The 12,212-nt window shown below is 58.1% G+C and carries 10 protein-coding genes; 4 read left to right on the top strand and 6 right to left on the bottom strand.

Going from position 1 to position 12,212, the window contains the following annotated elements:
• The 3 genes from LJE94_03590 to LJE94_03580 all read right to left on the bottom strand — a co-directional run.
• On the bottom strand, positions 1 to 779 hold a 779-nt coding region (locus LJE94_03590), incomplete at its 3' end, for an ABC transporter permease (protein ID MCG6909192.1).
• Between the two features lie 121 nt (positions 780 to 900).
• A complete protein-coding gene (locus LJE94_03585) occupies positions 901 to 2,394 on the bottom strand; it encodes an ABC transporter substrate-binding protein (protein MCG6909191.1) in 1,494 nt (497 codons plus the stop codon).
• Positions 2,395 to 2,496: 102 nt separating this feature from the next.
• Positions 2,497 to 3,498 (bottom strand): P1 family peptidase, encoded by a 1,002-nt coding sequence (locus LJE94_03580; GenBank protein MCG6909190.1) that lies wholly within the window; start codon positions 3,496 to 3,498, stop codon positions 2,497 to 2,499.
• 611 nt (positions 3,499 to 4,109) lie between these two features.
• Here LJE94_03580 and LJE94_03575 point away from each other — a divergent pair.
• Positions 4,110 to 4,463 carry an anaerobic ribonucleoside-triphosphate reductase gene (locus LJE94_03575; protein MCG6909189.1) on the top strand — a complete coding sequence of 118 codons (354 nt, stop codon included), beginning with the start codon at positions 4,110 to 4,112 and terminating at the stop codon, positions 4,461 to 4,463.
• A 488-nt stretch (positions 4,464 to 4,951) separates the two neighbouring features.
• Here the strand turns inward: LJE94_03575 and mobB are convergent, their stop codons facing one another.
• Positions 4,952 to 5,458 carry a molybdopterin-guanine dinucleotide biosynthesis protein B gene (mobB, locus tag LJE94_03570; GenBank protein ID MCG6909188.1) on the bottom strand — a complete coding sequence of 169 codons (507 nt, stop codon included), beginning with the start codon at positions 5,456 to 5,458 and terminating at the stop codon, positions 4,952 to 4,954.
• Between the two features lie 563 nt (positions 5,459 to 6,021).
• Here mobB and LJE94_03565 point away from each other — a divergent pair.
• From LJE94_03565 to LJE94_03555, 3 genes are read left to right on the top strand one after another with little or no spacing between them, the layout of a single operon-like run.
• On the top strand, positions 6,022 to 7,482 hold the full coding sequence (locus LJE94_03565; GenBank protein MCG6909187.1) for a transglutaminase-like domain-containing protein: 1,461 nt from the start codon (positions 6,022 to 6,024) through the stop codon (positions 7,480 to 7,482).
• 4 nt (positions 7,483 to 7,486) lie between these two features.
• Positions 7,487 to 8,212 carry an ABC transporter ATP-binding protein gene (locus tag LJE94_03560; protein MCG6909186.1) on the top strand — a complete coding sequence of 242 codons (726 nt, stop codon included), beginning with the start codon at positions 7,487 to 7,489 and terminating at the stop codon, positions 8,210 to 8,212.
• Positions 8,205 to 9,893: a hypothetical protein gene (locus LJE94_03555; protein ID MCG6909185.1), complete on the top strand. Its 1,689-nt coding sequence runs from the start codon at positions 8,205 to 8,207 to the stop codon at positions 9,891 to 9,893. The genes LJE94_03560 and LJE94_03555 overlap by 8 nt, the downstream gene beginning before the upstream one ends.
• A 305-nt stretch (positions 9,894 to 10,198) precedes the next feature.
• Here the strand turns inward: LJE94_03555 and LJE94_03550 are convergent, their stop codons facing one another.
• Positions 10,199 to 10,348, bottom strand: a complete 150-nt coding sequence (locus LJE94_03550) for a hypothetical protein (protein ID MCG6909184.1) — start codon at positions 10,346 to 10,348, stop codon at positions 10,199 to 10,201.
• A 338-nt stretch (positions 10,349 to 10,686) separates the two neighbouring features.
• Positions 10,687 to 11,718 (bottom strand): transposase, encoded by a 1,032-nt coding sequence (locus tag LJE94_03545; protein MCG6909183.1) that lies wholly within the window; start codon positions 11,716 to 11,718, stop codon positions 10,687 to 10,689.
• Positions 11,719 to 12,212 lie beyond the last annotated feature (494 nt).

Raw genomic sequence — 12,212 nt, 5'->3', positions numbered from 1 at the left:
ACGTTCTCGATGATGATGGCCCCGGCCAAAAGCTGCCCCAGCTGCAGCCCCAATATGGTCAGCACGGGGACCAGCGCATTCTTCAGGGCATGCACATACACCACGGATCTTTCCCGCAGCCCTTTCGCCCGTGCCGTGCGCACGTAGTCTTCCCGCAGGACTTCCAGCATGGACGAGCGTGTCAGGCGCGCCAGGATGGAGGCGCGGATCACGCCCAGGGCAAAGGACGGCAGCAGCAGCGCCTTCAAAGATCCCCACACGTCCGTGGACCACCCCGGAAACCCGCCGGCCGAAAAGATCCCGAGTTTGACGGCAAACAGCAGGATGAGCAGGATGCCGAGCCAGAACTCCGGTGTTGCCAGGCCCAGCTGGGTGAAAAACATCACCGTCATGTCGCCGGGCTGGTTCTGGTGACGGGCGGCATATATCCCCAGGGGAACCGATATCACGATGCCGATCAGCATGGCCATGAGCGCCAGCGGCCCGGTCACGGCCAACCGCGACAGGATCAGGTCGTACACGGGCATGTCGTAGTTGATGGACCAGCTGCCCCTGCCGGACAGGGTGTCCGCGATCCACACCCAGTACTGCTCCCAGAAAGGCTTGTCCAGCCCCAGCTCGGTCCTCAGGTTGGCCAGCGTTTCCTCGGTGGCGTTCATCCCCAGGATGATCTGTGCCGGGTCGCCCGGCAGGACGAACAGGACGGTAAACACCGTGATGGACACCAGAAACAGCAGCACCACGAGCGTGATCAGTTTTTTTAGGAAATATCGGGTCATGAATGCATGCGGATTTTAAAATTGAAATTCGAAATCATAACGGATTACAGCCCGCGTCGGCGGGCTGTAATCCGTTGTTGAGCGGCGCAGCCGCGTTTCAAAATAAAATTGCGCAGCAATGTTATTGTAGCCAGACGGCGGTGCAGTCAAGAGCGATGGTGGGGTAGTTTTCCCACCAGCCCATCACTTCCTTGCGCATGGCCGGCAGTCCGGAAGCGGAGAACAGGAAGCCGTTGACCGCATCGTCGGCAATGATCTCCTGGCACCGGCCGAACCACTTGGCCTTTTCCGCTTCGTTGGGCGCCCTCAGGGCCTTGGCATAGGCATCCCTGAATTCCTGGGAATCATACTGGAAGTAGTAGTCGGGGTTGGCGTAGATGCCGATGTCCCAGGCTTCCACGTGACCGATCATGGTCAGCTGGTACTCCTTTTTCTTGAAGATACGCTCGATCCACTGCCCCCACTCCACGATCTCGATGTTCAGCCGGATGCCGACCTGGCTGAGCATGTCCGCGATCACCTCGCCCGCCCGCTTGGAATAGCTGTAGATGGCCGGAAGCTTGATGGTGGCCTCGAACCCGTCCGGGTAGCCGGCTTCCGCCAGGAGCGCCTTGGCCCGTTCCGGATTGTAGGCGAATTTCTGGGTCAGGTCCACGTAGTAGGGGGTGGACGGCGACCAGTGGGAGCCGATGGGCGTGCCGTACCCGAACATCACCAGGTCCACCACGGCCTGACGGTCGATGGCGCAGGCCATGGCCTGGCGCACCTTCTTGTTGTCGAAGGGGGCGGCCTTGTTGTTGGTCGACATGATCACCTCGGCCGTGCTGGTACCGGCGAACACCTTGAAGCGCTCGTCCTTGGACAGCGACAGGGCGGACTCCGGCGCTGCAATGTAGCCGATCACATCGATGTCCCCGGCCTTGAGGGCGGCCAGCTGGGCGCTGGCGTCCCCGATGAACTTGAAGGTGACCTTGTCCAGGTAGGGCAGCTCCGGGTTCCAGTAGCCGTCGAACCGCGCCATTTCCACGCGGTCGCCCCGCACCCACTTGACGAATCTGAACGGGCCGGTGCCGACCGGGTTGGACTTGGCGCCCTTGTAGCCCACCATGGGCAGCATGACGGCGTCCCCTTCGGCCATGTGCGCGATGAAGAGGGCGTCCACATCCTTGAGGGTCAGGATCAGGGTGTTGTCGTCCGGCGTCTCCATTTTGGCAATGCCGCGAAAGTATTCGGGATGGGCGTTGACAGTCTTTTCATCCATGGCGCGTTCCAGGTTCCACTTGGCCGTGGCCGCGTTGAAATCCTGGCCGTTGTGAAACTTGACCTCTTTTCTGAGGTGAAAGGTGTAGGTCAGGCCGTCCGGTGTCACGTCCCAGGACGTGGCCAGACCGGGAACGAACTCGCCGTCGCTGTTCACCTTGATCAGGCCTTCGTAAATGTTGGAATAAACCACCCTGTCAATGGCCGCAGCCGTATTTCCCGTCGGATCCAGTCCCGAGGGTTCCGCCGGCTGGCACACCACGAGGCTGCCGCCTTTTTGGGGCGTTGCCGCGAGTACGTTGCCGGCCGCCAGGCTCAAGGTCAGCAGAACGATGATCAACAGGTTTTTTTTCATGACTTTCCTCCTTTAATAATTTTTCATTTTTTTGTAGTTACCACCCAAAATTACGGGCCATCATATCCGGTTCGTTGTGCATACACAATGGTCTATGAACATTTATAGGTCCTCCAGGTCCCTGAAAGCCGTCATGCCGCCCAGGCTTTCGGCCGCCAGCACCGCATGGATGACGGCGCGCGCCAGGCAGTCGGCCGCCGCGCTCCCCAGCCCGTTGATCGCTTCCCCCTGTTTGCCGGTGACGAAATCCTCGGTTTCCGGCAGGGCCTTCCTGCCCGTACTCATGCAGAAAACCGTGTCCCCGTCGAACAGGGTGTGAATGGGGCGGATGGCCCTGGCCATGCCGGCATTGGCCATCTGGGCAACCTTGTGGGCCCCGGCCTTGTCCAGTATCGCGTCCGTGGCCACGACCCCGATGGTCGTGTTGCCGCCGGCGGCCGCCGCGGGCGGCGGCAGTTTGACCCGTCGTTGCCCCTGGTCGCCGAATTCGCCGCCGAGTTCCAGGCCACGCTCCCACAGCACGCCGCTTTGGGGGTTTACCACCGTTCCCAGGGGATTGGCCGCCACCAGGGCCGCCACGACAATGCCCGTTTCCAGAACGACGCTGGCGGTTCCCAGTCCCCCTTTCATCCCTCCGGCAAGAGCACCGGTACCGGCCCCCACACTGCCAGTCGCCACCCGTCCGGAGCCGGCCGACCGGCAGGCCGCTTTTCCCCAGGAGGCGTCGATCGGCGGAACGAAATCGGCGCCGCGCCCCAGGTCGAACAGCGCCGCCGCCGGCACGATCGGCGCCACGTGCGTGTCGTCCAGTTGAAAACCGCAGCCTTTCTCTTCCAGCCAGCGCACGACCCCGTCCGCTGCGGCCAATCCGTACACCGACCCGCCCGTCAACACGACGGCCTGAACCCTTTCCACCAGGTTGCCCGGCCTGAGAAGATCCGTTTCGCGGGTGCAGGGCGCTCCCCCCCGGACATCCACCCCGGCGACAGCCCCCTCTTCACAGACCACCACCGTCACGCCGCAGACGGCGTCGCGGTTCGTGTAGTGGCCGACCTCGATCCCTGCGACGTCCGTTACGGCATTGTAGCGGCCCGGGTGAACCATGTGTGGCATTCCTCCTGTTTGAAGCGGCCCATTCATTTACGCTTCTATATTACCAAAGTTTCAGATTTGCACGTATAAACAGTGAACCGATGCCGATATCTGTTTCTAATGCATAGCGGCGAACATGTTCAAGCCCAAATATTAAACCGGCGAATAAATACCCTGGCCGTCAGCCCATAACATTGAACCCTCCCCGCAGCAAGCTGCAGGGAATGCGCCCGTTATCCCGGTTCAAGTATCGCTGGGTTTGTTGTGTTCGCCGAATCACCGGCAAACCCATTGAACCCGCTAACCCCAATAACCCAACAAACTCAAGTAACTCGCTAACCCGCCATCGCCTTTGGAGCGCTATATGTTGTACACAACTTCCCTTGACACACTATATGTATTTACGATAAGGAAGGGCCGTTGTCTGCAACCCATACTTAATTGAGCCGTCGGGCTGTTTTTTGACGTCATCCCCGCGCAGGCGGGGATCCAGCGCATTCAGCTAATCGCTTTCTGGATAGCGCTGACGCATCACTGCGTGTCCTGCCTCCGCAGGAATGACAAAGGTTTTAAGCTAAAATTCCCGACGCTTGACTTACGTAAATCGATAGGAGAAAAACCCCATGTCCCAGATGACCATCGAACGCTTGCACGAACTCTTCGACGACAACCCCGAAAACGACTCTCTTGCGTGGGAGGGGGCGTGTCATGACTGCCGGGAGGAGGTGAGCGTCGTCGCCGTCCCCCGGGCGGACGGCATCCACATCCAAGGCGGCAGCGTCTATGAACCGCAGCGCAACAATTTCTTCCTCAAGTGCGACCGGTGCTTTCGCAAGGAACCGGCGTTGACAAATTATCAGGATTGCGAGGTCTATTCGCGGGTGGTTGGCTATTTGAGACCGGTTGCCCAGTGGAATGACGCCAAGCAAGAGGAGTTCAAGGATCGCCGGGTGTTTGACCGGAGCCTCTCCTCCTGAAAATAACATCGTGTTCCACGATGGTATGTAACGCGATTTGGTCGCTATTTTTTCCTTATTTCGACCTTTCGCAAGCCGGAGGCTTTCATAGGCAAGGTCCCTGAGGGCGAAGCGCCACCGGCTTGCAGCAATGTAGCCCAGGGCTTCAGCCCTGAAAAAAACGGCGGCTGCCGCGAAATACATACAATGGAAATAATTCGCCACTATTCATGCCACTAATCTATCGCTTTTGAGAGTTCCAACAAAAAAAGCCCCTGCCGTCGTCTGCAGGGGCTTTCAAAGGTCCGGGTGACGCCGGAATCAGTCCTTTCCGGCCGGTTGATCGGTGTTGCCGGCGCCTGTCTCCTGATCCACAGGTTCGACGACCGTTGGCTTGCCTGGCACCTGACAGGCACTGCTCATTCAGGTAGGCACTCCCAGCTTCGGCAGGATATAGGCCTGCAGAAGAAACCACACCCCCATCACCGCCAGAACGATCAGTATCTCTTTCATTTTTTCAGATATCTCCTTTCGATCAGGTCGCACAGTTCCGTCACCTGATCTCTTTTGAACAGGGGCACACCCTCGATGACAACGTCATCGTCGCTGACAAAGGCGAACATCTGTCCTGCGATCCCGTTGTCGCTGCTCAAGGCATAGGGCTCCTCGTGGCGTTTCCGGTCGAAAACTTCCACCTGGGGCCGGTCCGCGCGCTTGTAGCCTTCGACCAGCACCAGATCCACATCGGTAAAAAAATGTTCCAGATTGTCGAGATCGTCGGTCTTCGCCTTTTTGAGCACGGCGAATTCATCGGGCGAAGCGACCACCACGGTGTCGGCCCCCGCCATCTTGTGGCGGTAGCTGTCTTTACCCGGCTGGTCGATCTCGATTCCGTGATGGGAATGCTTCACCGATCCCACCCGGTATCCGCGTTTTTTCATTTCGGGAATGACCTTTTCTATCAGCGTCGTTTTTCCCGAGTTCGATTTCCCGACCACCTTTATAATCTGTGCCATGGTTATTGCCGACCATATTGACCTCAACCAGGAGGCAGAACCAGCTTGCGACCTAAATTGAGCATTGCAAATGTTGACTATTGAACCGAGTCGTCGGGGTGTTTGTTACGTCATCCCCGCGAAGGCGGGGATCCAGGGCCTATGGCTGATCGCTTTCTGGATCCCTGCCTTCGCAGGGATGACGGGGGGTCTGAGCTAAAACTCCCCGGCCCTTCATTTAATCTTCAGGATGCAAGACTCGGAGGGGTGCAAGGGCCAAGTGTTTTTTGCTCCAAGGCTTTGATCCGAATGCATCCTCTTCAGATTGTTGAAGTTAAGGCTCGCGCCCTTTTTTGTCAAGCCGGATGCTGGATACTCGATACGGGTTGCATTGAACAACCAGGATCCAAAATCAAGCGCCAAGAAACGTTGTCGATGGCGTGCCAAATGAAATATCATCAAAAAAGGAATTTTTCACCCATTCCCATATGCGCCCATACCCACATATATCTATATTTCTTGACAAAACCATAATATTCGTTACCTTACGCCTTATGCGCCGACACAGGAAAAAACCGATCAGGATGGCCGCCGTATGCTTCGCGCTCCTCTTCTGCGCGCTCTTGCTGGTGCGTATGGGCGTCTTTACACCGAAAGCAAAGCAACATCAGGCCGGCGCGCTGACTGCGGCCGAAAATTTTTCCGACAAAAACACCTGGATGAACATTCTCCAGAACGGCAATAAAATCGGATTCTCCCATGCCAGCTATGTCAGGGCCCGGGACGGGCTGCGTTTTAGTGAAACCGTTTTCATGCGCATCAACACCATGGGCCTGGTTCAGGATATCAGCCTGAAATCGAACGGGCAGTTGAACGAGGATTTTTCCCTCTCCTCCTTTACTTACGAAGTCTCCTCGGGACGCTTCGACTTTATTGCACGGGGAACCGTCAACGGCAATGCGTTGACCCTCGATGTGGGCGCCAAGGGCTCGCAGCAGACGGTCGAAATCCCCCTGGGTGAAAAAATCTATTTCACGTCCGGCATCGTTCAGGCCGCTTCGGCCGGAAATCTGCACCCGGGCGAGAGCGTTACCCTGAAGGTCTTCGACCCGGTGGCCATGGGCCAGGAATCGATCACGCTCACGGTCCTGGAAAAGGAGGAGATCGTCCTGCCGGGCCGCACGGTCGAGGCCACGAAAATATCCCTGCGGTTCAAGGGATCCACCCAGCTGGCCTGGATCGACGCCCATGGAAACATTCTCAAGGAAACGGGCATGCTGGGCATCAGCCTGGTAAATACGACACAGGAGGATGCCATGAGCCGGCTGCCCGTCAAATCCAGCCAGGACCTGACCGACCTGGCATCCGTGCCGGCCAACAGGAAGATCTCCGACCCGGCGGCCCTGCAGCGCTTCAAGGCCCGCATCACGGGGCTGACGGGTGAGAAGGTGCGTCTCAACGGCGGGCGACAGGCATTCGCCGACGGCGTGCTCACCATCCGAAAGGAATCGCTGGACAACCTGCCCACGGCGTTCGCCTGGAAAATGCGGCGCTGGTCGAAGCATCCCTTCCTGCAACCCAGCCCCTTCATCCAGTCCAACCATCCCGCCATCGTCAAGCTGGCCAACGACATCACCGGGGAAGACGACAGCGCGCTGGAAAAATCGCGCAAGATCATGGCCTGGATCCAGAAACATATCCGCAAACGGCCGGTGCTGTCCCTGCCCGATGCCGTTTCCACCCTGGAGAACCGCGTCGGCGACTGCAACGAACACGCCGTTTTGTTCGCCGCCCTGGCAAGGGCCGTCTACCTGCCGACCAAGGTCGAGGCCGGCCTGGTCTACCTCAACGGCCGCTTTTACTACCACGCCTGGAACCTGGTCGACCTGGGCCGCGAGCGGTGGATCACCGCGGATGCGCTGTTCAATCAACTGCCGGCGGATGTGACCCACATACGCCTGGCCGGCGGCGCCCAGGAGGACCAGCTCAACATCCTGGGGCTCATCGGAAAAATCGGCATTACCATCCTGGAAGGAACGGAATGAACCCATGATCGAACTGAAAGGCATCAGCAAACGCTACGGTCGAACCGAAGCGGTCAAAGACCTGGACCTGACCGTCTCCCGGGGAGAGATATTCGGATTCATCGGTCCCAACGGTGCGGGCAAAACGACCACCATCAAAATGATGGGCGGTATCCTGATCCCCACCGCGGGCACGGTTCAGATCTGCGGCCTCGACATCATGCAGCACCCCGAGGCGGCCAAGCACAAAATCGGCTTCATCCCCGACCGGCCCTATCTCTACGAAAAACTGACCGGCATGGAATTCTTGAAGTTCATCGCCGATCTGTACGGCGTCGACCCGCGCGCCTTTCCCGAAAAAGCCGGCCGCAACCTGGAAATGTTTTCCCTGGACGACTGGGGCGACGAGCTCATCGAAGCCTATTCCCACGGCATGAAGCAGCGCCTGATCATGGCCGCCGCCCTGCTGCACGACCCCGAGGTGATCATCGTCGACGAACCCATGGTCGGGCTGGACCCGCGCGGGATCAAGCTGGTGAAAGACCTGTTCCGCCGCCTGGCCGGCCAGGGGGTCACCGTGTTTCTGTCCACCCACACCCTTCAGGTCGCCGAAGACGTCTGCCACCGCATCGGCATCATCAACAAGGGGCGCATGATCGCGGCCGGCACGCCGGACCGGCTAATACGGGATCCCGGGAAAAGCGACGCCAATCTCGAACAGGTATTTCTGAGGCTGACTCAAAATGCATGATGTCGTCACCCTGCTGCGGCCCAGGCTGCTGAGCGTCAAAAACAGCACCCTCTTCGGCGGCAGGCGCAGCCGCTGGGTCAAGCTGACCGTGATGGGGGCCGTCGGCCTGCTTTTGTGGGGAGGCATCTTTGCCGTGTCCCTGAGGGTGCTGCGCTACTTCGACAGCATCGAAACGCTGGGGGAAATCATCGCCTTCAAGCTGCTCTCCATGATGCTCATCACGCTGCTGTCCCTGCTCGTTTTCAGCAGCATCCTGACGGCGCTTTCCAAGCTCTTTCTGAGCAAGGACCTCGATCTCGTCCACGCCCTGCCCGTGGAAAGCCATCGCATCTTCCTGGCCCGCTGGACGGAAAGCACCGTGGACAGCGCCTGGATGGTGGTGGTCTACACCCTGCCGGTGTTCATCGCCTACGGCATCGTTTTCCGGGGCGGGCCCTTTTACTACGTCACCGTGCTCTCCTCGATCCTGACGCTGGCGATCATCGCTTCGGGCCTGAGCGTCATCGTGGTCATGGCCTCCGTGATCGTCGTCCCGGCCAACCGCATCCGCAACATTTTCATCCTGCTGGGCCTGATCCTTTTTTTGATCCTCTTTCTGGCCTTCCGCCTGCTGCGGCCCGAAAGGATGGTCGACCCGGAAACCTTCTCATCCGTCATGCTCTACCTGTCGGCCCTGCGGACCCCGGAGACCCCCTACCTTCCCAGCACCTGGGCCTACGACGCCATGCGGGCCGCCCTGACGGGCAATGTCTCCCAGGGCCTTTTTCACATGGCCCTGGCGTGGAGTTTCGTGGGCCTGACGGTCTTTAGCTGCATCCTCTTTGCCGACGCCTTCTACCACAAGGGCATCTCCAAGGCCCAGACCTCCGCCGCACGGCTGTTCAAAAACCGCACCACCGGCGACCTGATCTTCGCCTTTCTGCCCGGCCCGGTCAAAGCCTTTGCCGTCAAGGAGGTCAAGTCCTTTTTCCGGGACCAGACCCAGTGGTCCCAACTCTTTCTCATCGGCGCCCTGGTGCTGATCTATGTGTTCAACTTCAAGGCGCTGCCCCTGGAGAAAGCGCCCATCAACACCTTTTACCTGCAGAATCTGCTCTCCTTCCTCAATGTCGGCCTGGCCGCCTTCGTCCTCATCGCCGTGACCGGCCGGTTTGCCTACCCGGCGGTGAGCAACGAAAACGAGGCCTTCTGGCTGGTGAAATCGGGCCCGCTGACGATTCGCAGCTTCATGTGGATCAAGTTCTTCATCTACATGCTCCCCCTGCTGGTCCTGACCGAGATCCTGATCGTGGCCACCAACATCTTTCTCAACGTGACCGCCTTCATGATGGCGCTGTCCACCATTTCCATCTTCTGCATGGTGCCCGGCGTCATCGCCATCGGCATCGGTTTCGGGGCCGCCTTCCCCAATTTCAAGGCGGAAAATCCGGCCCAGACGGTCACCAGTTTCGGCGGCCTCCTCTTCATGGTGGTTTGCGCCGCCTTCGTCGGCGGGGTCATCGTGCTGGAAGCCGGCCCGGTCTACAACCTGTTCGTGGCCAGCCTTCACGGCCGCGTGCTCGGTTTGTGGGAATGGGGGTGGGTCGTGGGGTCGTTTACGCTCGTGCTCCTGATATGTGTCCTGGCCGTCCTGCTGCCCATGCGCTTCGGGGAAAGGCGCCTGAGGGAAAAGGGGATATAGGGATCCGAGGGTCCGAGGATTCAAGGGGCCGAGTGATCCGGTAACCCCGTGTTAAGTGATTACATGTTAAGTCGTGAAATGTGAGACGTGAAACGTAAAACGTGTGGCGCAAGGCAACTTCAAACATCATGCGTCGAGCGGTCTGCACCTTGAGCCATGCGCCCTGCGCCCTGCGCCCTGAGCCGCATTCCGTGAACCAAAAAAAGGCAAATTCGCTACGAATTTGCCCCGTTTGCCCGATCTATATATAACTTATAAAAACCTGCCGGCAAGGTCACGGCACAGCGCGTGCCGGCGGATTCGGCCTAGCTTTCCCGTTTGTTGCGCCGCCTGTCGGTGCCGGTGCGCCGGTCGTCACCCGTCCGCCTTTCGGGAATGTGCATGGCATAGGAAAACACCCGCCTGTCGCCCCCGGCCCTTCTTCCTCCGTTATCCAGCAAGCCATTGCTTCTCATTGCAGTATCAGCCCCTCACAGGTTAGTGGTTTCACCGCTACGGTTTCCGGCGCAAGCCGTTGAATATCCACTTAACTAGCCACATATATGCAAGAAACGTGCGAATTTTACAAGAGTGTATTTTTTTAATATAATTCTAACCGGTTAACTCCTTTTTATCCCGCCCCGGACGCCGAATATGTGAACCCTATTCCACAATAAATAGGTAATAAATTTCACAAATATACATGTCGCATGACCCAGCCCGGACAAACCGGAAAAGCTAAAGACCATGTATCACGAAAACACGAAAGTCGAAAAGCACACGAACGACCATGACAATTTTCGTGCGTTCCCGCTCAATGGCGCTCGAGCCCCATCTCCCCGAGCAGCTCCTGCTGAATCGTTTCCAGTTGTCCGTCTTTTTGCCCCCTTGCCGCCGCCCGGCTGACGGTCGACGCCGATATGCCGAGGGCCCCGGCCACCGCCACGTTGGAAAGCATCAGTTTGCGCGTCGCCAGGTAGCAGACCAGCGCCCTTGCCCTGCTGACATCCCGGTATTTGCTGTTGTTGCGCACGGTTTCGGGCGCTATTTCCAGGTGCCGGCACACCATGTCGATCAGCGTATCCAGGTCCGGCCCCGTCGCCTGCAGCCGGGTGCGCAGCTCGTAGTCCTCGCCGGCCTTTTTGAGGACGGCCGCTACAAACGCGCCGCTTCCCAGAATCCGCTCGTCGCCCTTCACGCGGCGGTTGCTTCGCCTGAGCGCCTTCAGCATCCGCCACCCGCCGGCCGACCGCACCAGCCCGCCGCCGGTCAGATCGGTCCTTTTTCCCCGGGAGATCCCTTTTTCGACGTATGCCAGATAGGCCTTTCTGGCAGCCGTCACCTTGTTCCCGAAACAGTTGAGGACGTGGGCGGTGTCCTGCCAGGGGTGCGCCGCCGTCCCCATCAGGGTCGCGTGCCCGCTGTCGGTAAAACAGGCCAATTGATCCAGGCTTTCCACGATTCCGGCCCTCAACGGATTGAGGTGGATGTAGCGCACCAGTTCCAGCAGGTAGACATCCTCCTCGCACAGAATGGACCTGTAGCGGTTCTGAAAAAGCCGGCCGCGGCGCCCGTGACGACGGTTGAACCGCTGGGCGTACCCGGTCAGAAGCCGCTGCATGACCGCGGCCACTGGCGCCAGCCCGGTCCGCAGCAGCAGGTGCACGTGATTGCCCATCAGGGCCCAGGCAAAGCATGGGGTCGCCGTCTCCGTCAGGATGGTTCCCAGGCGCTCGATAAAATTTTCCGTATCGTTTTCATCGCGAAAAATGGCCCGCTGCTCGATCCCGCGGACGATGACGTGGTGCAGGGCGCCGGGGGCATCTATGCGCGCTTTGCGTGGCATAACGAACACATAGCACAAACCGGGTCAAATGTCAATATATCAGGGATGTCCCCGGCGTTTTATGTATTGTGTAATTTAGTTCACAGATATTATGAAGTCATTTCCATAATTGGGCTCAAAATCGGTTGAATGAACCCGTATTCTGCTTTGCGAAGATAGATATAACTAATTGAAATTTAATTTAAATACAATTTTTAAATATATTATGCATGGCATGGGCCTAACGGTATGAAATTTGCATCACAAAATGAGAAGCACGAGCTTCCGACGCTTATAATTTCATATAATTTTTCAACCAACCAATAATTAAGAAACCATGAGTATGGGGGGGGGCTATATGAAAAGATCTTTGTTGTTAATATGCATCTTATTGCTGGCATTTCCGGTCTTCAGTTTTGCGGATATCTTGGTTGCAAACTATAACCTGGAATATACAGGTGGAACGGAGCCGGAGGGAAGTACACCATGGCTCAGGGTAACAGCTGACGATAGTT

It is taken from the genome of Deltaproteobacteria bacterium (genome assembly GCA_022340465.1).
Classification (GTDB): Bacteria; Desulfobacterota; Desulfobacteria; order Desulfobacterales; family B30-G6; genus JAJDNW01.
Note: the sequence above shows the minus strand (reverse complement) of the source record. Positions and strands in the feature narration are given on the sequence as shown.

What these genes read in the sequence shown, in the direction of transcription:
- LJE94_03585 (MCG6909191.1), bottom strand. Translation starts at nt 2,394, where the DNA reads ATGAAAAAAAACCTGTTGATCATCGTTCTGCTGACCTTGAGCCTGGCG.
- LJE94_03580 (MCG6909190.1), bottom strand. Translation starts at nt 3,498, where the DNA reads ATGGTTCACCCGGGCCGCTACAATGCCGTAACGGACGTCGCAGGGATC.
- mobB (MCG6909188.1), bottom strand. Translation starts at nt 5,458, where the DNA reads ATGGCACAGATTATAAAGGTGGTCGGGAAATCGAACTCGGGAAAAACG.
- LJE94_03550 (MCG6909184.1), bottom strand. Translation starts at nt 10,348, where the DNA reads ATGAGAAGCAATGGCTTGCTGGATAACGGAGGAAGAAGGGCCGGGGGC.
- LJE94_03565 (MCG6909187.1), top strand. Translation starts at nt 6,022, where the DNA reads ATGGCCGCCGTATGCTTCGCGCTCCTCTTCTGCGCGCTCTTGCTGGTG.
- LJE94_03545 (MCG6909183.1), bottom strand. Translation starts at nt 11,718, where the DNA reads ATGCCACGCAAAGCGCGCATAGATGCCCCCGGCGCCCTGCACCACGTC.
- LJE94_03560 (MCG6909186.1), top strand. Translation starts at nt 7,487, where the DNA reads ATGATCGAACTGAAAGGCATCAGCAAACGCTACGGTCGAACCGAAGCG.
- LJE94_03575 (MCG6909189.1), top strand. Translation starts at nt 4,110, where the DNA reads ATGTCCCAGATGACCATCGAACGCTTGCACGAACTCTTCGACGACAAC.
- LJE94_03555 (MCG6909185.1), top strand. Translation starts at nt 8,205, where the DNA reads ATGCATGATGTCGTCACCCTGCTGCGGCCCAGGCTGCTGAGCGTCAAA.